This is a genomic window from Methanothrix soehngenii GP6, assembly GCF_000204415.1.
GTDB classification, from domain to species: Archaea; Halobacteriota; Methanosarcinia; order Methanotrichales; family Methanotrichaceae; genus Methanothrix; species Methanothrix soehngenii.
In genome coordinates this window covers 1237191-1261214 of sequence record NC_015416.1, presented here as the reverse complement: position 1 = coordinate 1261214, position 24024 = coordinate 1237191, and the positions used below count along the sequence as shown (strand labels likewise).

At 54.0% G+C, this 24024-nt stretch carries 26 protein-coding genes and 1 tRNA gene; 12 read left to right on the top strand and 15 right to left on the bottom strand.

Features of this window, described 5'->3' with window-relative positions:
• Positions 1–119 precede the first annotated feature (119 nt).
• A complete protein-coding gene (locus MCON_RS15140) occupies positions 120–554 on the bottom strand; it encodes a lamin tail domain-containing protein (protein WP_013719166.1) in 435 nt (144 codons plus the stop codon).
• 185 nt (positions 555–739) lie between these two features.
• Here MCON_RS15140 and MCON_RS16080 point away from each other — a divergent pair, with 185 nt between their 5' ends.
• Positions 740–880, top strand: coding sequence for a hypothetical protein (locus MCON_RS16080; RefSeq protein ID WP_157863703.1), 141 nt, complete (start codon positions 740–742; stop codon positions 878–880).
• 39 nt (positions 881–919) lie between these two features.
• Here the strand turns inward: MCON_RS16080 and MCON_RS06240 are convergent, their stop codons facing one another.
• Genes MCON_RS06240 through mcrC form a run of 13 tightly spaced genes read right to left on the bottom strand, consistent with a single transcriptional unit; the run spans position 920 to position 13266 of the window.
• Positions 920–1744 (bottom strand): ABC transporter ATP-binding protein, encoded by an 825-nt coding sequence (locus MCON_RS06240; RefSeq protein WP_013719164.1) that lies wholly within the window; start codon positions 1742–1744, stop codon positions 920–922.
• A gap of 2 nt (positions 1745–1746) precedes the next feature.
• Positions 1747–2508 (bottom strand): ABC transporter permease, encoded by a 762-nt coding sequence (locus MCON_RS06235; protein WP_013719163.1) that lies wholly within the window; start codon positions 2506–2508, stop codon positions 1747–1749.
• 17 nt (positions 2509–2525) lie between these two features.
• Positions 2526–3470: a glycosyltransferase family 2 protein gene (locus tag MCON_RS06230; protein WP_013719162.1), complete on the bottom strand. Its 945-nt coding sequence runs from the start codon at positions 3468–3470 to the stop codon at positions 2526–2528.
• A 2-nt stretch (positions 3471–3472) separates the two neighbouring features.
• Positions 3473–4573: a glycosyltransferase family 4 protein gene (locus MCON_RS06225; protein ID WP_013719161.1), complete on the bottom strand. Its 1101-nt coding sequence runs from the start codon at positions 4571–4573 to the stop codon at positions 3473–3475.
• A 15-nt stretch (positions 4574–4588) separates the two neighbouring features.
• A complete protein-coding gene (locus tag MCON_RS06220) occupies positions 4589–5293 on the bottom strand; it encodes a class I SAM-dependent methyltransferase (protein WP_013719160.1) in 705 nt (234 codons plus the stop codon).
• Between the two features lie 39 nt (positions 5294–5332).
• A complete protein-coding gene (locus MCON_RS06215) occupies positions 5333–6232 on the bottom strand; it encodes an NAD-dependent epimerase/dehydratase family protein (protein WP_013719159.1) in 900 nt (299 codons plus the stop codon).
• 5 nt (positions 6233–6237) lie between these two features.
• Positions 6238–7704 (bottom strand): argininosuccinate lyase, encoded by a 1467-nt coding sequence (gene argH, locus MCON_RS06210; protein ID WP_013719158.1) that lies wholly within the window; start codon positions 7702–7704, stop codon positions 6238–6240.
• Between the two features lies 1 nt (position 7705).
• Positions 7706–8869 (bottom strand): bifunctional ornithine acetyltransferase/N-acetylglutamate synthase, encoded by a 1164-nt coding sequence (argJ, locus tag MCON_RS06205; protein ID WP_013719157.1) that lies wholly within the window; start codon positions 8867–8869, stop codon positions 7706–7708.
• Positions 8856–9338: a CBS domain-containing protein gene (locus tag MCON_RS06200; protein ID WP_013719156.1), complete on the bottom strand. Its 483-nt coding sequence runs from the start codon at positions 9336–9338 to the stop codon at positions 8856–8858. Before MCON_RS06200 ends, argJ begins: the two co-directional genes overlap by 14 nt.
• Positions 9339–9368: 30 nt before the next feature.
• Positions 9369–10394, bottom strand: coding sequence for an N-acetyl-gamma-glutamyl-phosphate reductase (gene argC, locus MCON_RS06195; RefSeq protein WP_013719155.1), 1026 nt, complete (start codon positions 10392–10394; stop codon positions 9369–9371).
• Positions 10395–10433: 39 nt separating this feature from the next.
• Complete coding sequence (locus tag MCON_RS06190; protein ID WP_013719154.1) at positions 10434–11399, bottom strand: ADP-ribosylglycohydrolase family protein; 966 nt, start codon at positions 11397–11399, stop codon at positions 10434–10436.
• Positions 11399–12574: a cofactor-independent phosphoglycerate mutase gene (locus tag MCON_RS06185; protein WP_013719153.1), complete on the bottom strand. Its 1176-nt coding sequence runs from the start codon at positions 12572–12574 to the stop codon at positions 11399–11401. Before MCON_RS06185 ends, MCON_RS06190 begins: the two co-directional genes overlap by 1 nt.
• A 38-nt stretch (positions 12575–12612) precedes the next feature.
• Complete coding sequence (mcrC, locus tag MCON_RS06180) at positions 12613–13266, bottom strand: methyl-coenzyme M reductase I operon protein C (protein ID WP_013719152.1); 654 nt, start codon at positions 13264–13266, stop codon at positions 12613–12615.
• An 85-nt stretch (positions 13267–13351) separates the two neighbouring features.
• Here mcrC and dph5 point away from each other — a divergent pair, with 85 nt between their 5' ends.
• The 3 genes from dph5 to queD all read left to right on the top strand — a co-directional run bounded on the left by dph5 (position 13352) and on the right by queD (position 14816).
• Positions 13352–14149: a diphthine synthase gene (gene dph5, locus MCON_RS06175; RefSeq protein ID WP_013719151.1), complete on the top strand. Its 798-nt coding sequence runs from the start codon at positions 13352–13354 to the stop codon at positions 14147–14149.
• A gap of 152 nt (positions 14150–14301) precedes the next feature.
• Positions 14302–14472 (top strand): ribbon-helix-helix domain-containing protein, encoded by a 171-nt coding sequence (locus MCON_RS06170; protein ID WP_013719150.1) that lies wholly within the window; start codon positions 14302–14304, stop codon positions 14470–14472.
• Positions 14469–14816 carry a 6-carboxytetrahydropterin synthase QueD gene (gene queD, locus MCON_RS06165; protein ID WP_013719149.1) on the top strand — a complete coding sequence of 116 codons (348 nt, stop codon included), beginning with the start codon at positions 14469–14471 and terminating at the stop codon, positions 14814–14816. Before MCON_RS06170 ends, queD begins: the two co-directional genes overlap by 4 nt.
• 19 nt (positions 14817–14835) lie before the next feature.
• Here the strand turns inward: queD and MCON_RS06160 are convergent, their stop codons facing one another.
• Positions 14836–15249 carry a hypothetical protein gene (locus MCON_RS06160; protein WP_013719148.1) on the bottom strand — a complete coding sequence of 138 codons (414 nt, stop codon included), beginning with the start codon at positions 15247–15249 and terminating at the stop codon, positions 14836–14838.
• A gap of 241 nt (positions 15250–15490) precedes the next feature.
• Between MCON_RS06160 and MCON_RS06155 the strand changes: the two genes are divergently transcribed.
• The 8 genes from MCON_RS06155 (at position 15491) to MCON_RS06120 (ending at position 23911) form a co-directional block, all read left to right on the top strand.
• A tRNA-Ile gene (locus MCON_RS06155) sits at positions 15491–15564 on the top strand.
• 80 nt (positions 15565–15644) lie between these two features.
• Positions 15645–18428, top strand: coding sequence for an oligosaccharyl transferase, archaeosortase A system-associated (locus MCON_RS06150; protein ID WP_157863702.1), 2784 nt, complete (start codon positions 15645–15647; stop codon positions 18426–18428).
• Complete coding sequence (locus MCON_RS06145; protein ID WP_013719146.1) at positions 18425–19144, top strand: creatininase family protein; 720 nt, start codon at positions 18425–18427, stop codon at positions 19142–19144. Before MCON_RS06150 ends, MCON_RS06145 begins: the two co-directional genes overlap by 4 nt.
• 171 nt (positions 19145–19315) lie before the next feature.
• Positions 19316–20953, top strand: a complete 1638-nt coding sequence (gene thsA, locus MCON_RS06140) for a thermosome subunit alpha (RefSeq protein ID WP_013719145.1) — start codon at positions 19316–19318, stop codon at positions 20951–20953.
• Between the two features lie 82 nt (positions 20954–21035).
• The gene (locus tag MCON_RS06135) at positions 21036–21950 is read left to right on the top strand and encodes a phosphoribosylaminoimidazolesuccinocarboxamide synthase (RefSeq protein ID WP_013719144.1); all 915 of its coding nucleotides are present in this window, start codon (positions 21036–21038) and stop codon (positions 21948–21950) included.
• A 59-nt stretch (positions 21951–22009) separates the two neighbouring features.
• The gene (locus MCON_RS06130) at positions 22010–22975 is read left to right on the top strand and encodes a hypothetical protein (protein WP_157863701.1); all 966 of its coding nucleotides are present in this window, start codon (positions 22010–22012) and stop codon (positions 22973–22975) included.
• Positions 22976–23004: 29 nt separating this feature from the next.
• The gene (locus MCON_RS15135) at positions 23005–23460 is read left to right on the top strand and encodes a helix-turn-helix domain-containing protein (RefSeq protein WP_013719142.1); all 456 of its coding nucleotides are present in this window, start codon (positions 23005–23007) and stop codon (positions 23458–23460) included.
• A gap of 181 nt (positions 23461–23641) precedes the next feature.
• Complete coding sequence (locus MCON_RS06120) at positions 23642–23911, top strand: winged helix-turn-helix domain-containing protein (RefSeq protein ID WP_013719141.1); 270 nt, start codon at positions 23642–23644, stop codon at positions 23909–23911.
• The last annotated feature ends 113 nt before the right edge of the window (positions 23912–24024 follow it).

Below are 24024 nucleotides of genomic sequence, written 5' to 3'. Positions count from 1 at the left end.
TTTAGCTAGATAAATTTTAGGCTCCACATAATTCAGCGAAGAGCCAAATTTTATCTGAATGGATGGTCGAATCGGTTTGTTCTACCACAAAATCGGGATAAAAGAAAAAACGTGAGGCCTCAGGCCTCGTCCTCGGGGTACTGGGAGACCATGTTGCCCTCGGGATCCAACAGGACGGCCAGATCGCCGCTGTTGTTCCAGATGGATGTGCTCCGGTCCCAAAAGAGGTTCTCTGTATCGTCGTCTCCCTCGCCCGTGTGCACGACAACTTTAGCCCCGGCAGCAAGGGCGAAGTCGGGGAAGGTATAGGTGTGGTTCTGCGCATCGGCTAGAGTCCATCCGGCCATGTTCACGTCTGAAGAGCCTTTGTTGGTGATCTCTACCCACTCATCATCCAGGTTCTCCTTCTCCGGACTGGTGGCCACGAAGTTGGCGGAGGTTATGGCGATCTGGAGATCTGTCGTGCTGGCGTTCTCCTCTTCGGCAAGGGCTGTGCCGAGGAATGTGATGGCAAGAAAGATGCCAAAAATCCCTGCAAGTAGTTGTTTTTTCATTTTTTATTCTCCTTAATGTCAATTCCCTGATTTAAGGTGTGGATCAGAATTCTCTTAAGTTATATAAATTTTTCTACAGTAATACAGCATAATAATTAGGCTTTGCCCAGTTATATTGCACTACCTCAAACCATGGCTGTTTAAGCGCCTGAGCGTTCTGGATTTTGATATTGAGAGGCGATAGCATGCATCTGTGCTGTCAATCCGCCAGCGCCTGCGAGCTCATCATACTGCCAGACATCGAGATGGAGACCGGAGACGAAAAGTGGATATCTCTCCAGGCAGAGAGGATTTTTGTGACAGAATCACCGGCTGTCTGGCCATAGCTGCATCCCTTCTCCTTCCAGGGGACTCATTCATATGCCTTATGTGCCGGCCCCCCTCATCCTTTCATACTCCGCCAAGACCCCCTCAGTCTCCCCCAAGGCCACTACCTGGCCGCGGTTCATGAGCATGCAGCGGCTGCATAGCGAACGCACCGTGGCCAAAGAGTGAGAGACCAGGAGGATGGTCTTGCCCGCTTTGCGAATCTCATCTATTTTATCGCTGCATTTCTTCTGGAAGGACTCATCCCCCACCGATAAGACCTCATCCACCAGCATGACATCCGGATTGGTCTGGATGGCAGTGGCAAAGGCCAGCCGCACATACATCCCCGAGGAGAAGTTGCGCAGCTTCATGTTCTCGAAGCGTTGCAGCTCAGAGAACTCCATTATCTCATCGTATCTCTGGTCTACCTCTTTATGAGTCAGGCCCATTATCGCCCCGTATAAGTAGACGTTATCCCGGGCGGAGAGCTCCGGCTGAAAGCCAACTCCCAATTCCAGAAAAGGCGCGATTTTTCCGTTTATCTCCACTCTGCCGCTATCCGGATAGAGAACTCCCGCCAGAACCTTAAGCAGAGTGCTCTTGCCGCAGCCGTTGGGCCCGATCACCCCAAAGGTCTCGCCATGTTTTACAGCGAAGCTGACATCCTGCAGGGCCATGAACTCATCATAAGAGCTGGTGCCTCTCCCCACCAGCCCGGCCAGGTGCTCGAAGACGGTGAGCTTCTTCTCTTTCGGTATTCTAAAATTCTTGGAGATGCCCTCCACCACTATTGCATTGCCGTTAGTCCCCCGGCCTATGCCGCCCTTCACCAGGTTCAACTTATCCAGGCCCTTATTGATCTCGGCGAGAGGCAGAGACATATTCAGATCTCCTCCGCAAACCTACGCTCCAGCTTCTTGAAGACTAAAGTGCCAACAACCATGATGAACAGACCAGCTGCAATTGTTACGGCCACATCCTGCGGTGCAGGCAGTTGATGGTAGAGCAGCACATCCCTATACATCTGTATCAATGCGGTCATGGGATTGAGCATATAATAGTCCAGATACTTCGGCGGCACAGTGCTGAGGGGATAGACTATCGGCGAGAGGAAAAATCCGATCTGAATGAGCACATCCCATATCTGGTTAAGATCACGGTAATAGACATAAAGAGCTGCCAGGATTAAGCTTATTCCATATACGATAAGGAAATAAATCATATGTATAAAAGGGAAGAGCAGGATATAAGGCGAGATTCCCGCGCCAAGGATAATGAGCAGGGGCACAAGCACCAGGAACTCCAGAATTGAGCTTATCAGGTTGGACAGAACCACGCTCGTCACCAGAACCTGGCGTGGGATATAGATCTTGTTCACCAGGCTGGGTTTGCCCACGATAGCCCCCATGGCAGCTGAGCTTCCTATGGCCATGAATCGCCAGCTTACGATGCCGATCAGCAGGTAAAGAGCGAAATTGTCCTGATTAGCATTGAACACATTACTGAATACCAGATAGAGGACCAGCATCATAAGAAGCGGATTCAAGAGCGACCAGGCAAAGCCCAAAACGGAGCTCTGGTATTTTACCTTAAGGTCGCTGATGGTGAGAATCTTGATCAGCTCCCTATATTCAAAGATCCACATCTTAATACCTCTTTATCCTAATGCCCCTTCATCCTGCCCCAGATCTCAACGAATCTCTTGATCTGGGAATAATCTGCCCGGCACACGACATCCTTTCGCTTTTCCATCATCTTTACGACGCCCTTCAGAGCATCGAGCTTCGATTTAAGGATGACCCCACCCTGGCCGCGCAGAGCATAGTAGGGGATAACTGCCAAATTTCTGGCCACTATAAAAGGCAGAGAGGTGATCAGAAGCCTGAACGGAAAATCCTTGATCGGATACCATACAATATTCCTGTTGCCATAATAGACGGCCAGATCCGATCCCACTCCGGCAGTTCCTCCATGGTGGTGAATTACCCTGGCACCAGGCACATATAAGCACTTCCAGCCGGCCAGACGGGCCCGAAAGGCCAGATCCACATCCTCCAGGTATAGAAAGAAATCCTCATCGAAAAGACCGATCTCATCCAGCATCTCCCTTCTGTAGAGCGCCGCTCCCGCACAGGCTCCAAATACCTCTTCCACGAATTCATACTGCCCTCGATCCGGCTCGAACATCCCCCGGTCCCAGGCAGCTCCGCTCCTGGAGATGCATATCCCGGCAGAGTTGATGCGCCCATCGGGAAACAGCATCTTTGCAGCACAGACTCCGACCTCGGGATCGGCCATGGGCTTGATCAGCTCCTCTATGAATCGGCTGTCCGCCCTGGAATCGTTGTTCAGGGTGATGACGAATTCCCCTTTCGCTGCCCTTATTCCGACATTGGTTCCACCGGCAAACCCCAGGTTCTCATCGTTTTTGGCCAGCCTGACCCAGGGATAATTTTCCTTAACATACTCAGGACTGCCGTCCCTCGATCCATTATCCACCACTATCACTTCAAAATCTGAATAGGTCTGGGAGGCAAGGGAGGAGAGGCAGCCATCCAAGAATCCTTTGCCATTATAATTCAGCACGATTACGCTAATCAATTCCATCTCTAGAGCAATTCCCGGTAGACCCTTTCAATCTGCTCTGCTGCTCTTCGCCAGCTATACTTTCCAATTGCGAGCTTCCTGCCTTCGGCTCCCATCCTTCCTGCCAGGTCATCATCCTTCAGGATGGCGAGCATGGACGATGCCAGAGCCTCTTTATCATTGCATCTCACCACCATTCCTGCCCCACATTCATTAATGTCTCTGGCCATGCCCATGATCTCGGTGACAACCACCGGCCTTTCGCAGGCCATAGCCTCCAGGGGAACGATCCCAAAACCCTCTCTACTGGGATCGGTGGAGGGGAGGGCAAAAAGCTTGCATCCATTGTAGTACTCGATGAGCTTCTCGGAGGGGATAAAGCCAGCGAAGCTTACGTTATCACCGATGCCCAGAGAGTCGGCCATACGCCTATAATGGTCGAACATGCAGCCCCTCCCTCCCACCACCAGTCGCACATCGGGCAATTCTTGCTTCATGATCTTCAAGGCAGCAAAGAGGACCTCCAGCCCTTTGTACCTATGGAACTCATCCAGGACGCTGAGGAAAAATATATCGCCTTTCGGGGGAGCCTCCTTGGGCCTGAAGGCATCAACATCTATGCCCAGGGGTACGAAGAAGACCTTGCTGGCATAATCCTTAAGATATGGCGATACATACCGGTTTCGGGTCACAATGATGCCGCCGGCGGACTTCAAGAGCAGCTTCAGAGCGGTTTTATTGTAGATCCAGGCGATCTGGCCTGCCCATCCTTCACCCACTATGTCATTATGATATGTCAGGACAAGAGGCCTTTTCTTTAACCGTGAGATCAGGCCGCTCCAGTCAGCGCTCCAGGGAGTGGGAAGATGAGTGTGAAGGATATCGAAATCCTCCCTATACAAGGCCAATGGCAAATACGGGTTGATGCTGGTATTGGCTATTTTCCCCCTGCTTTTCAGTGTTTTTGTGTGAATACGCTGATCAATATCGTTTTCCCCCGGCCCGTCCGCGCATATCACCCCCACATCATGCCCCATCCCGATGAGTTCTCTGGAGAGGTTGCGAACATAGCTCTCCACTCCGCCGGTGGCAAAGATCCTCGCCGGGGTCTGTAGTATTTTCATGTCTACTGCCTTATGTTAGATCATTTTTGCCGCTTTGCGCACTTTCATAGTCAGATAGACGGAATGAATCCTATCCAGCCTCGAGAGAACAGAGGCCAGCGGACCGGGAAAGGGATAATACCCCACTCCAATCAGTTGCTCCACATCAAATCCATGGTAGCTGAACAGCTCTCGCAGAGATTCTGGGGTGAAGATCCTCAAATGAACCTCACCCCTGCTCGCATGAAGCATTCCGCATTTAGGGTCCAGAGAGTTGCCCACAATCACCTCATTGCTCACATGGGCAGTGAACGGCTGCTTGCCAAAAACTAAGGATAATATGTTATGCAGACCGGCGAGATTGGGTGTAGATATGACAGCATAACCACCGGGCTTGAGAATTCTGTGAACCTCTTTGATGAACCGATCTGTCTCGGACAGGTGCTCAAGCACCTGATTGGCATGAACGACATCAAAGCTCTCTGCTGCCAGGGGCAGGATTTCGTTCAGATCCGCCTGGCAGACTCTGATTCCTCGGCTCCTGGCCCGCTGCGCAGCCTCCTTTAAAAACTCGACTCCGAAGATGTTCAACGTTTTCGCCTTCTGGGCAATCCTCAGGGCAAACTCGCCATCAGAGCACCCCAAATCCATTATCTTCGCCCTCTCGTTCACCTCGATCAGGTCCAGTACAGTCTTGCGGTTCTCCAGATCGACGTTATGGTATAAAGATAACAGATTCATGGCGGCAGAAAATTCCTGATTCGCGAATATTATCTGACATCAGTAGAACCGGATCAGCTCTCCGATTCCCTCTTTCAGGCCGAACCTCGACCGGAATCCAATCGTGCTTTTCGCTTTGGCGGTATCAGCCAGGGTTTGCAGGACATAGTTTTTTATGGGATTTTCGGTGTACTGAGCTTCCAGGGACAGATCCATCATCCGGTTCAAGAGCTCTATCACCTCATTGAAGCTCCAGGCCTCGCCCGTTCCCACATTCAGTATCCCATGGTAGTCCGAATCCATGGCCAGCCGCATTGCCCGCACTACATCCAGAACATAGGTGAAATCCCTGGTCTGAGTGCCATCTCCGTATACAAGCGGCCTTTTGCCCGCTTTCATATCCCAGAGGAACTGAGTGACCATGTTCGCATACTGCTTTTTTGCCTCCTCCCGGGGACCGTAAACGGAAAAGAACCTCAAGCCCACCGAGGCTATGCCGTAAAGCCTCTGATAAAGCTCTGCCATGCGCTCCATGGCCAGCCGGGCCTCGGTGTAGTAGTCGGCCACCCCAATGGCCATATCCTCGCGGTGGGGAGGAAGAATACCATTGTAAAGAGAGGAGGATGAGGCATAGACCACCCTCGATCCTGACCTCCGGGCCAGCTCATAGATCGAGATAAAGCCGTTAATGGCCTCCCCCACCAGGTATGGATTCCTCTTGTACATGGGCGAGGATGAGGGTATTCCCAGATGGTAGATCTTCTGGGGATGAATATCCAGGGTGGACAGATCGTTGCAGCTCTTCTGGATCAGCTCCAGGCGGCCCTCCAAACCCGCCAGGTTCTCAGCGCTTCCGGTGTGCATATTATCCAGTACAAGCACATCCTCTCCTGCCCGCAAGAGATCCTCAACCAGATTCGAGCCGATAAAACCCGCGCCACCTGTCACCAGTGTGCTCATAATCATCAATCTCCTTTCAAGTCCCTTAGGATATCCGACCGCCCTATGGCCCGCAGAACCTCAATCGCTCCGTCCACTCGACTTCGCATTCCGGCCAGATTCTTTTCCTCCTCTGCGATCAGTCTCATCCTCTCTTCAATCATCCTTGCAGTCTCCTCCGGAGCAGGGCCGCCGGCGTTCGCTCGCAGAGCCACATTGCTCACCGGGTCCAACGCCCTCAATAGATGGTCATTGGAGAAGCCCCGTTCGCTGGCAGGAGACCCCCAGATCTCCAGACTGATCTCATCTAAGGTCCTCATTGTGGGCTCACCCTTTCCGGCCGCGATCCGGCCCACGATACTATGAGCGGTGCGAAATGGCATTCCTGTGATTCTCACCAGTGAGTCGGCCAGCTCGGTGGCGGTGGAAAAACCCAAGACTGAACTCTCTTTCAGATGCTCAAGGTTGAACCTCGATGAGGATAGGCATCCATCCAGGATCCTAACTGTGCTCAGCGTCCAGTCCAGGCTTCGCCATAGATGGGGCGTCACCTCCTGGAGGTCCCGGTTATAGCTCATTGGCAGAGCCTTGCAGATGGATAAAGCGGCCACTAGAGATCCTATCACCGAGCCGGTCTTGGCGCGGGCCAGCTCCGCAGTATCCGGATTTTTCTTCTGGGGCATGATGGAGCTGGTGGTAGCATAGAGGTTGTCCAATTCCAGATAGCCGAACTCGGATGAGGACCAGAGGATCAACTCCTCTGCCAGGCGGCTGCAATTGACCATGGCAATGGAGAGTGCCGCCAGGACCTCCAGGACGAAATCCCGGCTGGAGACGGCATCCATGCTGTTCTCCACCAGGCTGTCAAATCCCAGGAGATCAGCAGTCCGGGCACGATCGATATCAAATCCAGTGGATGCGAAGGCAGCTGCGCCCAGGGGGCTCTTATTGACCCTCCTATAGGCATCCTTTAGCCTATCCAGATCCCGAAGGGCAGCATCGGCATGGGCCAGTAGATGATGGGCCAGGGTGGTGGGCTGAGCATGCTGGGTGTGAGTGAACCCAGGGATGACGGATTCCCTGTGATTCGCCGCCAGGCGGACGAGCGTCTTGATGAAAGAGAGCTCCCCGTCCATCAGATCGAGCAGATCATCCCTCAGTGCGATGCGAATGCATGTCGCCACCTCATCGTTACGAGAGCGGCCGGTATGCATTCGCCCCCCTTCAGGACCCACCAGAGCAATGACTGCCGCCTCAATGGCCTCATGAACATCCTCTCCAGCCCCAAGGGCAGATCCCTCTTCGATCTCATCCAGAGCAGCAATGATCTTCGATGCGACCTCTTCGGATATCTGGCCCATCTCTTTCAGCATCACCAGGTGGGCCCTGTCCACCAGCAGATCGGCCAGGAATATCCTCTGATCAGCCTTACGGCTGGACAGATAATCGAGAATGTCCTCGCTGATCTCCCCCAAACGCTGATCCCGGAACATATCAGGTGGTATAGTTGGCGTTCACATTCACATACTCATGGGTCAAGTCGCAGCCAAAGCTGCGCGCGCTCCCCATTCCCAGGCCCAGGTCGATGTTTATTATGATCTCCTCCCCGGACATGATCTCTCGGGCCTTGTCCAGAACCTCCTCTGCGATCCGGCCCTTCCAGACGAGATCGACCTTCAGCCCCGAGCCTTCCAGCCCCAAGGTGACCAGGTCCGGATTCATCTCCGCCCCGGAGTAGCCCACAGCGCAGATGATCCTTCCCCAGTTGGGATCCGCCCCATAGACTGCAGTCTTAACCAGACTGCTCTTTGCCACCGCTTTGGCCGCCAGCCGGGCATCAGCCTCATTGCGGGCCCCGGTAACCAGGGTCTCGAAGAATTTGCTCGCCCCCTCCCCGTCCCTGGCCATCTGGCGGGCGAGATCCACGCAGACGTACCGCAAAGCCTGCTGGAAGTCCTCTATCCTGCCCTGCGCCCGACCGGTCGCGGTGAGGAGGACTATATCATTGGTGCTTGTATCTCCATCCACGGTGAGCATATTGAAGCTATCCCGGACGGCATCAGCCAGGCAGCTCTTGAGCACTTCCGGGGAGAAGTCGGCATCGGTAAATAGAAAGCATAGCATAGTAGCCATATTAGGCTCGATCATGCCCGCACCCTTGACTATTCCTGCCACCCGGAGTCCCTGGTGCTCTACAGCTACCTCCTTCTCCCTGGTGTCGGTGGTCATGATCGCCCTCTCCGCCTCCAGGCCGGCCTCCCCATCAGACCTCAAGCGCCCTCTTGCCTCCTCGAAGAGGCGGCCGATGATATCCATATCCATATAACGGCCTATGACCCCAGTCGAGGCCACGGCGATCCGCTCCTCATCGCTCTTCAGAAATCCGGCCAATAGAGAGGCCATCATCCTCGCATCTTCGACCCCCTGCGGCCCGGTGTAGGCGTTCGCGCAGCCACTATTAGCGATTATGCCATCCAGATGGCCTTTGGCCAGATGCTCTGCGGTGACAGCCAGCGGAGCAGCCTTTACCCGGTTGGTGGTGAACATGCCGGCTGCTGTTCCAGAAGCAGCAATTAGAGCCAGGCCGTACTTGCCCGCCCGCACTCCGCAGGCGCGCACCCCGTCAATGGCGCATATCCCGCCCTTAATCCTCTGCATGGGCCATCCCCAGACCGGATATGATATCGCCACGGGTCACTATCCCTACCAACCGACCGTCCTCGACCACCGGAAGGCGGTTGATCCGGTGGCGGGTCATAATGCTTGCTGCCTCCTCTATGGAGTCGTCCGGCCCGATCTCATGCAGGTTCCGGCTCATCACATCAGCAACCTCCTTTTCGGGGATCTCTTTCAAACTGGACCGCATCCGCTCCCATTTCACCAGGTCCCGAAAGGGGACCTCGAATATCTCGAAGGGGCTGGGGAGCCACAGACTCCCCTCAGACTCGTCCTCCACCGATAAGAGACGGAGAAGGTCCGACTCTGATACAATTCCCACCAGCCTCTCACCATCTAAAACCGGCATCCCGCTGATCTTGTTTTCCTTGAGGAGCCTGGCTGCCTCGCTCACGTTCGCCGATGCCTGCACCGAAACCGGCATGACGTTCATCACATCTCTGACCTTCATTTGTATCCACCTCTTCTACGTTTGCCTCTTTTAAGGCGCCATTCCCGGGAACCACAACCCAGTCCTCTGATCCAGTCCCGCCATGAGGTTCATGTTCTGGATGGCCTGGCCGGATGCGCCCTTCACCAGGTTGTCTATGGCGGATACTACCACGATTCTGTCGCTGCCCTTCTCCGGCTCGAAGCTTATATCGCAGAAGTTGGATCCCCGGACAGCGCCAAGGCGGGGAACGACATCTGCCATGCGGACGAAGGGGGCATCTTTATAGAAATCCCGGTATATCCGGGCCACAGCCTCACGATCCTGCAGGGTGGTCTCTGCCCCCTCTTTGGCAAATACGTGAGCAGTGGTCAGAATACCGCGGACTGAGGGAATGACATGGGGGGTGAAGTTCACCTTGATCCCAGGCGAGAGAAGCCCAAGCTCCTGCTTTATCTCTGGGACATGCCTGTGGGTAGTGATCTTATAGGGAATAACATTCTGGGACATATTGGGATAGTGGCTGGTCTCCGTAGGCTCAATGCCTGCACCAGAGATCCCCGATTTGGAGTCATAGACCACCCGATCCACCAGCCCAGCATGGGCGAGAGGTGCCAAGGCCAGGATGGCTCCCGTAGGATAGCAACCAGGGTTACCGATAAGCTTTGCCTCTGCCACCTCAGAATGAAGCTCCGGCAGGCCAAAGATAGCATCCCTTGGAGCGCGGTGTTTCATGCCATAGGTCTTCTCGAACACATCCACTGGCAGGCGGTAATCGGAGGATAGATCGATCACCCTCGTCCCGGCATCCAGGAGATCGGGCACCCAATCCATTGCCGTCCCATGGGGAACCCCAGTGAAGATTATATCGCAGCGCTCAGCCGCCTCTTTCGCGTTGAGCGCCTCGAAATTCAAAGCGTAAATGCTCTTAAGATGAGGATGAACCAGGCTCACAGGCTTTCCCGAGAGCTTGCGGGAGGTGACAAGCTTCACATCGACCTCGGGATGGTTTGCAAGGAGACGCAAGAGCTCCCCACCGGTGTAGCCCGATCCACCGATAATTCCTACATCTATCATGAAGGTTCCCAGAGAGCTACTGATATAAATTCGCCGCGCCTATTGGGGACAGCAGGATTCACATAGATGGAAAAGCTCCTTTGCGATGCCTTCAATCCTCTCCTTCTGCTCGAGGCTCACGAGCCAGCGCTGCGGTATCCATCTGGTTCCATAAGCTGCGCCAAATAGGTTTCCAGCGATGGAGGCGATAGAATCGGTGTCACCTCCGCCGCTGGCTGCAGCAATCAGCCCCTCCTCCGGCCGGAATCGCAAAAAGCAGTAAAAAGCAGATACCACCGTCTCTTTAGACAGAGGAGAAGTTCTGATCCGGCCCATGGCCTCCTCCGGCGGAAGATCGAGAAGGGATTGGACCCAAATGAGCCGCTCTGCCAGTTCCCGATCCACCCGGCCAGCCTGGCGGGCGGCACTCTCAAGGATTGTCTCCTTGGGGAGGTCGATAAGACAGAGGGCGACGCCCACTGCTACAGCGACCGCTCCTGCCCGAGAGGCGGGTGCGGAATGGGTGGGCAGGCTCTGCAGATCGGCATAGCTTCTTACCAGGTCCAGGTCGGAATGATATAATAGACCGATGGGAGCCGCGCGCATGGCTGATCCGCATGTGGGGATGCTGATGCCCGACTCCTGCCAGGGGGTGCCAGCGATCATGCTCATTATTGCAGAACGGGTGGCAAATCCCACTCCGCTCCAGAGCCGCTCGTTCAGGCACCAGCTAGATCCCCAACTGGCGAGCTTGCTGGAAAAACCGTCTGCTGAGAAGCCGGAGTGCTCAATGAGCGACTCGGCAAGGATCAGAGTCTCTTCTGTATCATCGGTGAACTGGCCGGCCCGGAGGCCAGCATGAAAATGCCCCACCGGAGGGGGCATCATATCCACCATCCGACCGAAAATGGATTGGATCTCTCCTGCTGTATACCCTTCTGTAGGCATCCCCAGTGCGTCCCCTGCTGCACCCCCCAACAGACAGCCTCGAAAGCGATCCAGCTTATCCATACCCAGAAGAGCCATTATGCGGCCAGCATTCGGACTAGAGCGGTTGCATCGACCCTGCCATATCCACCCTGCTCCGCCGACTGCTCATCAAAGCGGTCTAAGCCGTCCGGCTCGATGCCCCGTCCCATGATGACAAAAGGAACCGGATCCCGGCTATGGGTCCTGATGGATATGGGGGTGGCATGATCTGGCAGGAGGAGAATGCGCCAGTCCTCTCCGCTCTTTTCCAGCCCCTCGATCACCGGTCCCACCACCATCTGGTCCAGAAGCTCAATAGCCCGGATCTTCCCCTCCAGGTCGCCCTCGTGGCTGGCCTCGTCCGGGGCCTCGACATGCAGATAGGCGAAGTCGTGACGGGAGAGAGCCTCAAGAGCTCCCTTCACCTTACCGGAGTAGTTGGTGTCAATCGTTCCCGTGGCTCCGGGAACCTCTATCACCTCCAATCCGGCATAAACGGCGATGCCCCGGAGGAGATCCACGGCAGAGATCATGGCCCCGGTCAGGCCATACAGGCTCAGGAAGGAGGGCATCGATGGCCCTGGACCCTGGCCCCATAGCCAGATGGCATTGGCTGGCCTCTTATTCTCTTGGATCCTTTTCCGGTTCACCGGATGGCCGGACAGCACCGATTTTGCCGACTCCATAAGCTCTAAAAGCACCTCTGCGTCCTCTCCCTGGGGCAGATAGTCAGCCACCGGCTGGTCGCTGATGTCATGAGGCGGGGTGCAGACTGCTCCCGCCCCCTTTTGCAGGACCAGGAGATGTCGGTAGCTAACACCGGCATACAATCTCTCATTCGGCATCAGGGGCTTTATTGCCTCGATCAGCTCACTGGCCTCTCCGGTGCTGATGTGCCCGGCACTGTAATCTCTCATTATGCCATCTTCTATGGTGACCAGGTTGCAGCGAAAAGCGATATCACTCTCACCTAGATGCACTCCCATGGAGGCCGCCTCCAGAGGAGCGCGGCCGGTATAATACCTGCGAGGATCGTAACCGACCACTGAGAGGTTGGCTACGTCGCTGCCCGGTGGAAATCCATCCGGGACTGTCAATGCCAGTCCGCTTCTCCCCAGCCGTGCCAGTAGGTCCATATTGGGCTTTTTTGCCACCTTTAGGGGAGTTTTTCCCTGCAGCTCCCCCAGGGGGAGATCGGCCATACCGTCCCCTAAAATCACCATCAGCTTCATTCGCGCCATCCCTATGAAAAAATAGTATTAAAATCCATTCATCGCTTCTGCTTTTTGGCCAGTTCTCGCGCTTCGCGCTCGCTTATCTCTGCCAGATGCTTGTTTAAAACCTTGGCCAGCTGGTTGAGCTTGACCCGATTGCAGGTCGCCCCCCTGGTGATGCCGGTGACAAGATCCACCACCTCCCCAAGGGTCTGCGTCTTCTGGCGGGAGGGCTTGACCAACCTGGTCTTCACCCCCTCTTTAGCGAAGTCCTCCAGGTCCATGGGACACTGGGCCACCACCACCGCGGGAATGTCCACCTGAGAGAGGATCTCCTTCGCCTTAAAGATCACATGGGATCGCACGTTTCCCAGATGGAAGACGGCGATCTTATGGCGCGCTATCTGCTCTACCTCTTTCTCGGAAAGGCCGAAGGTCGGGCCGTAACCTCGCGACCCCTGAGGAAAGCTCTCCGGAACCCCGGTCCCTGCCTCTAAAACCAGAACGCTGGTCTGGATCCCCTCCCTGCGCAGGCCATATGTCATCTCGCAGACGGGCTTGGTAATATGTCGCCGCCCCGGTGACATGGCTATAGCGATTACATCCGGTTTTGTCGCCTCAGAGAGTGTGCCCCTCTGGGCCAGTCCGCCCCCCTTGGCCAGGCCCATGCTCTCCCGGCAATCGACTACTTGAGTTGTCCTGCCAATCATACCTCCATCTCTACAGGGATGGAATATAGATCTGACGAACTGCCTCCAGAGGGAGTTTTTTAAACCGGCGACCCCAGGAATAACCATGCTCCACTTTGTTGGTCTCGGGCTTTATGATGAAAGAGATATATCTCTCAAAGGCCTGGAGGCGGTCCGCGCCGCAGACTGCATCTACGCCGAGTTCTATACCTCCCGGCTGATGGGAACCACATTGGAGAAGATGGAAGCGCTCTATGGGCGAAAGATCCATCCCCTCTCGCGACAGGAGGTAGAGGTGGACCCATCCTGGCTGGAGGAAGGCCGAAATAAGGATATAGTCTTTCTCTCCGGGGGCGACGCCATGGTCTCCACCACCCACCTGGACCTGAGGCTCAGAGCGATCAAGATGGGAATTGAGACTCGCGTGATTCATTCCAGCTCCATTGTCACAGCCGTGTCCGGCCTGTGCGGACTGCAAAACTACCGTTTCGGCCGATCAACCACCATTCCCTTCCCCTACGTCTCCCGTGGCCGCAGGATCATTCCTCAGACACCATACCAGGTGTTGAGGGAGAACCAGAAGCGCAATCTCCATACCATGCTATTCCTCGACATCCAGATGGAGCCGGTTGAGAGGTACATGACGGCGAATGAGGGGACAGCTCTGCTCATGGAGATGGAGGCCAATGCAGGAGAAAGCGGTCTTATGGAGGCGATTGCTGTGGGCATCGCCAGGGCAGGAGCCCCTGACGCCTCAGTGAAGGCTGACCTCCTCCCCCGTCTGCAGGGCTATAGCCTGGGCGGTCCGTTACATATCCTGATCATCCCTGCAAGACTGCACTTCATGGAGGCAGAGGCTCTGCGGATTCTGGCGGATGCACCCGCAGATGCCGTCCAGTGCTAAGGGGATGTGGATACGAAGCGATGAGCCCATTAATCGGGATCTTATCTGCTGCTATGAAAAGCTATTAATAAGCCCGGAGTATTCTTTGGGCCATGCTGCAAGAAGGCGCCTTGCCAGCTTGCGCCCAAGATCGATTTCCATAGAGAGGATTTATGCCCAAGGTCACAGTGGAGATACCCCAGCACATCTTCGATGATGTTCAGGCCCATGTAGGAGAGAGAAAGAAGTTCGTGAGCTTCTCAGATGCAGTTAGATCTGCTCTGCGAAAGATGCTCGATCAACTGGATGAGATAGACAGAAGGCGGGGGCGCGCTCAGGAATGAAGCTAGGCCTGACCACAGAGTTCGATGCCGCCCACAGCCTTCCCGGCTATCAGGGCAAATGCGCCTGCATGCACGGGCATACCTACCAGGTGGAGATGGTGGTGGAAGGGGAGGTAGGAGAAGACGGCTTTGTCATCGACTTCTATCAGCTCAAGAAGATAATTGGGGCCACCTTGCAGGAGCTGGATCATAGCTGCCTGAATGATACTCTTCCAAATCCCACCGCTGAGAGCATCGCTTTGTGGATTGCAGAGCGGCTGAAAAAAGAGATGGAGACCACATCGATCAAGCTCTATTCCCTGAAGCTCTGGGAGGGAAAGAACAAATGGGTATTGATAGATTGATTCTTGATAGAAATCGCCATCAATCGGAAGTAAGCTCCCAGTTGCTGACTGCATCTGGATTATCCTTTACCTCCTTCAACCTCAGACGGGACTGCTCCTCATAGTACTTCTTATATTTCTCTTCTTTATCAGTGCTATTCCATTCTGCAATCTTCCTGTCCAGGGCCTCGAACATGTACTTCTCGACCGCTTTAACAGTCTCCAGGTCCCCCCTAAGCACCAGTATCTCTCTGTCCATCACCTCGCCGGTCATATCCATCTTACCCGGCCGCAATACAGGCTCGACATCGAACTTCTCCACCAGCTCGCGTATAACGGTAATCGGCATGCTCAAGGGTATAGCCAGATCGTAAAGGCCTTCGAGATCTCCCCTATTCTCCCTGTCCTCTCTAATCTCTTTAGCATCATCATTTTCAATATTGGTAGAGTCCATAAGCACCAGTACTTAATCAATCTGCATCGATTTAAGGCTGTCGAAGAGCTGAAGATCTGCCCCCACCCGCCATCGCTAAGCAGACGCCGCCTCTGCGAATCTTATCGATCCGCAACCCCTTGAAGGCAGTCAAATCCAGCCTAGGTTCGCCTGACAGCATTTATCCGGGCTCCCTTCAAGCGATCGGGAGCTCTGGCAGGGAAACAGTTATTAATGGGTCCATCAATGCAGAGTGCGGACCGGGCCCGTAGCTTAGCCAGGTTGAGCGCACGGCTGATAACCGTGAGGTCACGCGTTCAAATCGCGTCGGGCCCATAATTTTTTTTGCATATCTCTGCTTTTGGCTACCGGTGATTCAAAACGTTTATGAGGATAGAATGGTCTTGTGGGCTCTGATGTCTAAGAGATCCGTAGGAAAGGGTGATGATGGCAAAAAAACCGCCGCTGGCGTTCAGGAGGCCAAGCCGCAGGATTTGCCGCCTACCCCTTTGGAAAAGAAGGCAAAATCAAAAAGCGCAGCGTGCTTGTGGCAGAACAACGATATCCTGATTTACGCAGGATTAATTGTTGCTGCAGCAGTCTCGCTCTTTTTGCGCACCTATTACAATTGGAAATTGGTATTCACAGATAACGGCGTCGTCTTCAGCAGCGAAACTGATGCATGGTACCACATGATGCTGGCCAGAGGAGTGGTGATCAACCATCAGAGGCTGTGGTTCGATCCCATGACCAACTTCCCCAATGGAACGACATTGCATTTCGGCCCATTTCACAGCTGGGCAATCGCCCTGGTCTCTGAAATACTGGGCCTGGGCAACCCCAGCATGCATCTGGTGGATACGGTTGGAGCCATTATGCCTGCTGTTCTGGGAGCGCTTCTGGTCTTCCCCATCTACTTCATTGGAAGGGAATTGGCAGGCAAGAACTGTGGACTGATATCGGCATTAATCATCGCCGTCATTCCCGGCCAGGTATTCAGCCGCACCACATTGGGATTCACTGATCACCATGCGGCCGAGATCCTGCTCAGCACCATAGCCATGATGTTCCTGCTCATGGCACTCCGCTCCGGAAGACGCATGACCTTCGATTCCCTCAAAGATGACTGGTCCAAGTTCAAGAGCCCACTCATCTTCTCCGCCCTGTCAGGGCTTTTCTTGGGGCTGTACATCGATGCCTGGTCGTCTGGATTCCTGTTTGTAGGCGTGATACTCTTCTTCGTCTTCTGGCAGAGCATCTTCGATCATATGAAGGGGAAGAGCATCGATTACCTGGGCATCATCGCAGCCATCGCCTTCATAGTGGCGATCATTCCCATTCTTCCCTTCGTCAAGCCCTACTACGGATTCAACCATTATTACTACAGTCTCTTCCAGCCGACCAGCCTTCTCATAGGCGCGGCAGCGGCGTTGGTCTTCGCCCTTCTGTCCCGATATCTCAACCAGAAAGGCCTCAAGAGGTACTATTATCCTGGATCGATCGCTGCTGCGACGCTGATCGGCACAGGCATACTCTATATCGCCATCCCCCAGTTCACCCGTCCCCTGCTGGCGGGACTGTCCATCTTCCAGCAGAAGACAGGAGGAGCTGCCACCATCGGCGAGGCATCGCCATTATTTGCCAATGTCAACAATGTTCTAACCTGGTTCCCAGGCATCGGCTGGATAGAAGGCATCTTTTCCTTCCATACCAATAGCATGATCGCCCTTCTCCTGTCGACATTCACCTTCGCCCTGGTGGCTCTTCTCCTGCTTGCATTCAGGAATATCTGGAGGCAGAGGCCTGTGGATATAGCGATATTATCATGGTCACTGATCATGCTGGTCATGATCCTCGCCCAGAACAGATTTGGCTATTACTATGGGGTTAATGTGGCCGTGCTAACGGCATTTCTGGTGGTATATATCCTCCAAAAGCTGGGCATCGAGGATATGGACCTGGATATTGGTAACCTGAAGGATCCCTCCAGGCTTGTAAGGTCAAACCTCAAGACAATTGCCGCTGCGATATTCATCTTCGCTTTGATCATACTGCCCAGCATGAGCTGGAGCACAGTCTACGCTCGAGGCGCAAGCGGCCCGGAATCTGACTGGCTGACCTCCACCACCTGGCTAAAGGACAATACCCCCAGCCCGGGAATGGAGCTCTATGAGAAGTACCAATACCCTGCCAGCGGCAAGTACGAGTATAATGATTCTGCTTACGGCATTATGTCCTGGTGGGATTACGGCCACCTGATAGAGGTCGTTGGCCACAGAATTCCCAATGCCAATCCCTTCCAGCAGGGAATAGGCAGCGTCACCCAGAACACGCCGGGATCATCTCCCTTCTTCCTGGCGGAGAACGAGAGCCAGGCGGAGAAGGTGCTGGCTGAGCTGGACCAGAATAGATCTAAGTATATGAATACCAAGTACGTCATGGTCGATCAGCAGATGGCCACCGGAAAGTTCCATGCCATGGCCGCATGGAGCGGCATATCTAATTCGAATTATGTCGGCGGATTTTTGCAGGAACAAGGTGGAGAATATGGCCAGTTCCAGATCTGGCGAGAGCCCTACTTTAAATCCATGACTGCGCGAATGTTCTTCTTCGATGGATCGGAGATGGCAGGAAATCAGGGAATAGGATTGTCCTATAAGGGAGTGGAGATGGAAGAGGGAGTGATAGTTCCCGTCCTCACCGAAGCGCCTAAGATAAGCAGCAACTTCACCGAACTGGAGGAGTTCGTCCGAACCAGCAAAGAGAAAGGATATATGGCAGAGATCGGTTCCACCAGCCCGGCAGTTTCCCCCGTACCCTTAGAGGCCCTGCAGCACTTCCGCCTGGTGCATGAGTCAGAGACGCCAGTCACCTCCAGCGGCCAGAAGTGGGTCAAGATCTTCGAGAATGTGCCGGGTGCAGTGGTCAAAGGGAGTGCTCCGGCAGGAACTCCGGTTATGGCCTCCATAGACATCCAGACCAATCAGAACAGGATGTTCGAGTACAGACAATCAAATGTGAGCAATTCAGATGGCCAGTTTGTCCTGGTGCTGCCATATTCGACTGAAGGCCCTATATCCGGTGGGACGCAATTTGACACCAAGGCGGGGGGGAACTACACCCTATACGTAGGCAATGTCGTCTACGGTCTGAGGGTCCCAGAGGAGTATGTTCTGGCAGGAGCGAGCATCAACATATGAAGCTCTTGGAGGAGATGAGCTGGCCGGAGATCGAAGAGGGGCTGAAGGTAACCAGAACGGTGATCCTGCCCGTGGGAGCGACCGAGGAGCATGGCCCTCATCTCCCCACGATCACCGATACCATCCAGGCCATGGAGACGGCACGCACTGTTGCCCAGAAGCGAGAGGTATTCCTGGCTCCGCCCATCCACTACGGGGTCTGTCGCAGCACCCGAGGCTTTCCCGGCACCATCACTGTGGGGCATGATGCCCTGCGCTCATATGTGAAAGAGGTGCTGATATCATTTACAGATAGCGGATTCGAAAATGTCCTGATCCTAACCGGCCATGCCGGGAGCCAGCATATGTCCGCCCTAAAAGAGGCCTGCCAGATGGCATTGGAGGAACGCGAATTCCGGGTCAGCCTGGTATCTCTGTTCGATCTGATCGATCCTCAGGCAGCAGAGACGCCACATGACGGGCATGCCGGAGAGATAGAGACCTCGATGATGATGGTCATTCGCAAAGACCTGGTCAAGGGACTGCCAGAGGAGCATTTTCCCCCAAGGCCCAGATTCCTGATAATGAAGGATGTCCGCCACCTGATGGGAAATGGGATCATGGGAAATCCCGCCCCAGCCACCATAAAGAAGGGACAGAACTTCCTGGCAATGGCGGCGGAAGGGCTCATAGAGGCTCTGGAGGAGCTGGAGTCCGACTGCTGGAAAGGGCGATAGAATGGTGAGATAGGCCCCGATTTGGGGCATTTCGACTGCATCTATCGTTCCTTATTTTCCTTTTTATCTTTAAGCTCGCAGCTGGAATGAGTTGCTCACCTATCGCAATATTCATATAGAAGTTTAAACACCGGATATCACGCTTTGAACTAATTCAACGGAGGAGATTAAATGGCAGCAGGACAACTGGGCGGACAGCCCATAATTATTCTTAAAGAAGGAAGCCAGAGAACTGCAGGTCGTGAGGCACAGAAGTCAAACATCATGGCTGCAAAGGCAGTCGCAGGTGCCGTGAGAACCACACTCGGCCCCAAGGGCATGGACAAGATGATGGTCGACAACTTGGGAGATGTGGTAATAACCAATGACGGCGTCACCATTCTAAAGGAGATGGACATCGAGCATCCGGCAGCCAAAATGATGGTAGAGATCGCCAAGACCCAGGATGCTGAGGTCGGAGACGGCACAACCACTGCCGTAGTCCTGGCAGGAGAGCTCCTCAAGCAGGCAGAAGGACTGCTGGACCAGGAGATTCATCCCACAGTCATCGCCGCGGGCTACAGGGCAGCAGCAGACAAAGCCATGGAGATCCTAAATAAGATTGCCGTCAGCGTCACTGTCAATGATGCCGATTTTCTCAAGAAGATTGCCATCACCTCCATGACGGGCAAGGGATCAGGGACCGCCAGAGAGGAGCTTGCCGCGCTGGCCGTGGAGGCAGTTAAGGCCGTGGTGGATGAGGACGGCTCTGTGGACACCGATAACATCACCGTGGAGAAGAAGGTAGGAGGAGGGATAACTGACTCCGAGCTGGTTCACGGCATGGTCATCGACAAGGATAGGCTCCACCCCAATATGCCAAAGAAGGTAACCGGGGCCAAGATCGCCCTGCTCAATGCTGCCATCGAGATCGAGAAGACCGAGGTCGATGCCAAAATAGAGATCACATCCCCAGATCAGCTTCAGGCCTTCCTGGATCAGGAAGAGAGCATGCTCAAGGGCATGGTGGACAACGTAATCAAGACCGGGGCCAATGTGGTATTCTGCCAGAAGGGCATCGATGATCTGGCCCAGCACTTCCTGGCCAAAGAAGGGATCTACACTGTGCGCCGGGTCAAGAAGAGCGACATGGAGAAGCTGGCTCGCGCCACTGGCGGCAGGGTTGTCACCAGCATCCATGACCTGACGGAGAAGGATCTGGGAAGAGCAGGCCTGGTCGAGGAGAGAAAGATCGGCGACGAGAAGATGACCTTTGTCGAGGAATGCGAGAATCCCAAGTCGGTCTCTATCATCCTGAGAGGAGGCACTGAGCACGTAGTGGATGAGCTGAACAGAGCGATGGAGGATGCCCTGCGAGTGGTGGGGGTCGTAGTGGAGGACAAGATGCTCGTTCCCGGCGGCGGCGCTCCAGAGGTAGAGCTGGCGCTTCGTCTCAGAGAGTATGCAGCAACCGTCGGTGGCAGGGAGCAGCTGGCCATCGAGGCCTTCGCCGACTCCATGGAGGTCATACCCAAGACCCTGGCCGAGAACGCCGGTCTGGACCAGATCGACTCTCTGGTTGCCCTGCGCAGCCAGCATGAGAAGGGTATCAAGAGCTCCGGCCTGGACATGGATACCGGCGTTCCTGTAGACATGATGAAGCTGGGTGTGGTCGAGCCCCTGCGGGTCAAGACCCAGGCCATCAACTCAGCTGCCGAGGCAGCAGTCATGATACTCAGGATCGACGATGTCATCGCCTCCAAGGCAGGCGGGCCTGCGGGCGGACCAGGCGGAATGCCCGGCGGCATGGGTGGAGAGGACTTCGAATAAACCTCTCCGATCATCCCCTTTTTTTAAGTCTGCGAGACATAATAGCAAAAGTGTTATCTTCTTGCCAGGTTCATCTCCGGCAATGGAACGCACGCTTCTATTGAAAGGCAAGGTTAAAGAGGCATACGACCTGGGAGACCGACTGGAGTTTCAATTCACTGACAATATCTCCGTCTTCGACAAGGTAATTCCGAGCACCATTCCCTTTAAAGGCGAGACCCTCAGCCGGGAGGGGGTCTACTGGTTTGAAAGGGCAGATGAAATGGGCATCAGGACACACTTTTTGCAGTATCTGCCGCCGGCCGGTATGCTCTGCAAAAAGGTGGATATCCTTCCCACGAATAGGATCACACCCCAATCCAGAAACTATCTGATTCCCCTGGAATGGATATGCCGCTGGTATGTGGCTGGATCCCTCTTCGACCGGGTAAAAGCCGGTGAGATAGCAGCTCAAGATCTAGGCTTTGCATCAGGGCATGTGGTGAAACCTGGAGAAGAGCTGCCCGAACCATTCCTGGAGGTCTCCACGAAGCTGGAGAAGACCGACCGACTTATTGCAAAGGAAGAGGCACTGCAGATATCCGGCCTCTCCCCTCAGGAGTACGAGGATGCCCGGGATATTGTTCTCAAGATCGATGAGGATATCAACCGCAGCGTCGCCAGTCGTGGCTTGATCCACGCAGACGGCAAAAAAGAGCTGGCCTTCGATATGGATCGACAGATAATGATCGTCGATGTCTATGGAACCGCAGACGAGGACCGTTTCTGGGATAGGAAGCGCTACGATGAGGGAGAGCTCGTTGATCTCTCCAAGGAGTATGTGCGCCAGTACTACCGTCAGACGGGCTACAAGGACCGGCTATACCAGGCCCGAGAAGAGGGAAAAGCGGAACCTGCTATACCCGCCCTTCCGAATGATGTGGTTGGGGAGACAAGCCGGATCTACATCAAGCTGTTCGAGATGATCACAGGGGAAAAGTTCAAGGCTAAGGGATGAGGTTAAGGCTAATTTTGAATAAGCGAAAATTTAAAGGAAATCTATCAAGGGATGATGATATGAAGAGAGTGCTATTGGTAATTCTGATACTTGCTGCCCTGGCTATATCCGGTTGTACCGAGAACCAGGATACGCCGGAAAAGAGCGTGGAAGACTTAAAGGCTTTATCCCTGTCCGCGGCAGAGAACCTGACCAGCTACAGTCTCAAGAGCACAATATCCAACATCAGAACGCTCAATGACAGAGGGGAAAATGCCACTGCAGAGAACGCAACCATAATAAAAGAGAGTGCGGAAACCACGGCCACTGTAAACCTTGCCGGCAAGCAGGCCCATGCCAGAGGCTCAACCACTATTGAGGTGGAGCATCGTGGATCGGAGAGGAACACCACCACCAATGAAGCAGATCTCTACCAAATGGGCAACTCGACCTACATTAGGGATAACGGCAACTGGACCCATCTCCAGGATCCGATGACAGCAGAGGAGATCTGGAAAGATGGCAGAAATAACCAGATAAAGGCCATGGCCGAGACCTTCAATATCTCTCAGGCGGAATTGGCTGGCTCGGAGAACATAAACGGCACCGACGCCTATAAGCTGCGAATCATAAACGGTGCGGCTGAGAGCGATGCCCTATATGAAACCGCTTTTAGCATGGCCGCCAATCTGGTCTCCTACCCCATGTTCATGCCCTCGGTCAACCGAACGGAGTTGAACGAGACAGGCAGGATGGAGAAGACCATCTGGATCTCAAAGAACACCTATATCCCCGTCAAGTACGAGAGCAAGACGAGCTTTAAAATGACTCCAATAATCGTAGCTGGCCTTGACATGAACACCAGCCAGATGACCATGTTCAACGAATCGATTGAGCTGGGAACAGTCGAGGTCAGCATGGAGTCGAGCGACATGTATTATGACTTCGACAAGCCAGGGACCATAGCCCCACCGACTGAAGCTCTAGAGGCGGTCATTGTTCGTCCGGTTTCGATTCGGCCAGAGGATAGCCAGCAGGCAGAGTGAGAAGGGCCGATAGACCGATAGCATCCAATATGAAGGATCCATTGCAGCGGCTTTTCCTCAGGGAAAAGCCCTCCCTCGCCGTCCTGGCCTTAAGCGAGATGGAGCCGGCCTATGCCGCCCAGATTGCCAAGCACATAGACTCCACCTTTCCCCATACCTCCAGCATCCTGGGCGAGCTGGAGGAGCAAGGGCTTATAATCTCCCGGCCAGAGGGTAGGGTCAGATTCCTGGTGCTGACCGACCGGGGAAGGCAGGTGGCAGGAGCATTGAGGGAACTGTCCGATCTATTGCATAAACCGGATGCTATGATGCAAAGATTGGAGAGGCTAAAAGAGCTGGCATCTTCTGCCGATGGGTCAAAGGATTATCTCATCCTGGGGCCCCTGCGCAGAGATCTGGCAAAGCTGATGACCCTTGAGGACCCTAAGCTGCGACAGGGGGCAGAAGAGCTTGACCGCAAGATCCTCGCTATCCTGTCCCGATGACTATCTTCGGGTGATTTAAATCTGTTTTTTTGTTTTCATGTGACCTCGTTCATAGCCAGTTTTCTATCCAGCTATATTACAGAACCTATTGATATCGATTCAGTATTCAGTAACAAAAGTACAAAAGGTTTATCAGTATTCAAATCCAGCTATAGTAGGATATTTTTTTAGAGGGAAAAAGATGGCAAGGAGAACCAGGCTGGAGGTACTGAGCAGCATTCTGGAAATATGCAGTGGAGAAGGAGCGAGTAAGACCAGGATAGTCTATCAAATAAACCTCAATTTTAAGAATGCAGGAGTTTATCTGAAATGGCTGACCGATAAGGGCTATCTGGTTAAGGAGGGTAAAATGTATAAAATCACACCCGCAGGCAAGGAGATGCTGCTGGGCCTCAAAGAGATCTGCAGCATACTGAACATTGAGGAGCACATGACAGAGGACAAAGTTTAGCTGTGCCATGGATGGCAGAGGAATGCGGCGGAAAAGCGCTAACCATTTCCCAATGACTTAATCAAGTTCGGATAATTGGAGAGGGAGTTCAATTTATCATTATCCTTCAGAGA

What these genes read in the sequence shown, in the direction of transcription:
- MCON_RS15140 (WP_013719166.1), bottom strand. Translation starts at nt 554, where the DNA reads ATGAAAAAACAACTACTTGCAGGGATTTTTGGCATCTTTCTTGCCATC.
- MCON_RS16080 (WP_157863703.1), top strand. Translation starts at nt 740, where the DNA reads ATGCATCTGTGCTGTCAATCCGCCAGCGCCTGCGAGCTCATCATACTG.
- MCON_RS06240 (WP_013719164.1), bottom strand. Translation starts at nt 1,744, where the DNA reads ATGTCTCTGCCTCTCGCCGAGATCAATAAGGGCCTGGATAAGTTGAAC.
- MCON_RS06235 (WP_013719163.1), bottom strand. Translation starts at nt 2,508, where the DNA reads ATGTGGATCTTTGAATATAGGGAGCTGATCAAGATTCTCACCATCAGC.
- MCON_RS06230 (WP_013719162.1), bottom strand. Translation starts at nt 3,470, where the DNA reads ATGGAATTGATTAGCGTAATCGTGCTGAATTATAATGGCAAAGGATTC.
- MCON_RS06225 (WP_013719161.1), bottom strand. Translation starts at nt 4,573, where the DNA reads ATGAAAATACTACAGACCCCGGCGAGGATCTTTGCCACCGGCGGAGTG.
- MCON_RS06220 (WP_013719160.1), bottom strand. Translation starts at nt 5,293, where the DNA reads ATGAATCTGTTATCTTTATACCATAACGTCGATCTGGAGAACCGCAAG.
- MCON_RS06215 (WP_013719159.1), bottom strand. Translation starts at nt 6,232, where the DNA reads ATGAGCACACTGGTGACAGGTGGCGCGGGTTTTATCGGCTCGAATCTG.
- argH (WP_013719158.1), bottom strand. Translation starts at nt 7,704, where the DNA reads ATGTTCCGGGATCAGCGTTTGGGGGAGATCAGCGAGGACATTCTCGAT.
- argJ (WP_013719157.1), bottom strand. Translation starts at nt 8,869, where the DNA reads ATGCAGAGGATTAAGGGCGGGATATGCGCCATTGACGGGGTGCGCGCC.
- MCON_RS06200 (WP_013719156.1), bottom strand. Translation starts at nt 9,338, where the DNA reads ATGAAGGTCAGAGATGTGATGAACGTCATGCCGGTTTCGGTGCAGGCA.
- argC (WP_013719155.1), bottom strand. Translation starts at nt 10,394, where the DNA reads ATGATAGATGTAGGAATTATCGGTGGATCGGGCTACACCGGTGGGGAG.
- MCON_RS06190 (WP_013719154.1), bottom strand. Translation starts at nt 11,399, where the DNA reads ATGGCTCTTCTGGGTATGGATAAGCTGGATCGCTTTCGAGGCTGTCTG.
- MCON_RS06185 (WP_013719153.1), bottom strand. Translation starts at nt 12,574, where the DNA reads ATGAAGCTGATGGTGATTTTAGGGGACGGTATGGCCGATCTCCCCCTG.
- mcrC (WP_013719152.1), bottom strand. Translation starts at nt 13,266, where the DNA reads ATGATTGGCAGGACAACTCAAGTAGTCGATTGCCGGGAGAGCATGGGC.
- dph5 (WP_013719151.1), top strand. Translation starts at nt 13,352, where the DNA reads ATGCTCCACTTTGTTGGTCTCGGGCTTTATGATGAAAGAGATATATCT.
- MCON_RS06170 (WP_013719150.1), top strand. Translation starts at nt 14,302, where the DNA reads ATGCCCAAGGTCACAGTGGAGATACCCCAGCACATCTTCGATGATGTT.
- queD (WP_013719149.1), top strand. Translation starts at nt 14,469, where the DNA reads ATGAAGCTAGGCCTGACCACAGAGTTCGATGCCGCCCACAGCCTTCCC.
- MCON_RS06160 (WP_013719148.1), bottom strand. Translation starts at nt 15,249, where the DNA reads ATGGACTCTACCAATATTGAAAATGATGATGCTAAAGAGATTAGAGAG.
- MCON_RS06150 (WP_157863702.1), top strand. Translation starts at nt 15,645, where the DNA reads ATGTCTAAGAGATCCGTAGGAAAGGGTGATGATGGCAAAAAAACCGCC.
- MCON_RS06145 (WP_013719146.1), top strand. Translation starts at nt 18,425, where the DNA reads ATGAAGCTCTTGGAGGAGATGAGCTGGCCGGAGATCGAAGAGGGGCTG.
- thsA (WP_013719145.1), top strand. Translation starts at nt 19,316, where the DNA reads ATGGCAGCAGGACAACTGGGCGGACAGCCCATAATTATTCTTAAAGAA.
- MCON_RS06135 (WP_013719144.1), top strand. Translation starts at nt 21,036, where the DNA reads ATGGAACGCACGCTTCTATTGAAAGGCAAGGTTAAAGAGGCATACGAC.
- MCON_RS06130 (WP_157863701.1), top strand. Translation starts at nt 22,010, where the DNA reads ATGAAGAGAGTGCTATTGGTAATTCTGATACTTGCTGCCCTGGCTATA.
- MCON_RS15135 (WP_013719142.1), top strand. Translation starts at nt 23,005, where the DNA reads ATGAAGGATCCATTGCAGCGGCTTTTCCTCAGGGAAAAGCCCTCCCTC.
- MCON_RS06120 (WP_013719141.1), top strand. Translation starts at nt 23,642, where the DNA reads ATGGCAAGGAGAACCAGGCTGGAGGTACTGAGCAGCATTCTGGAAATA.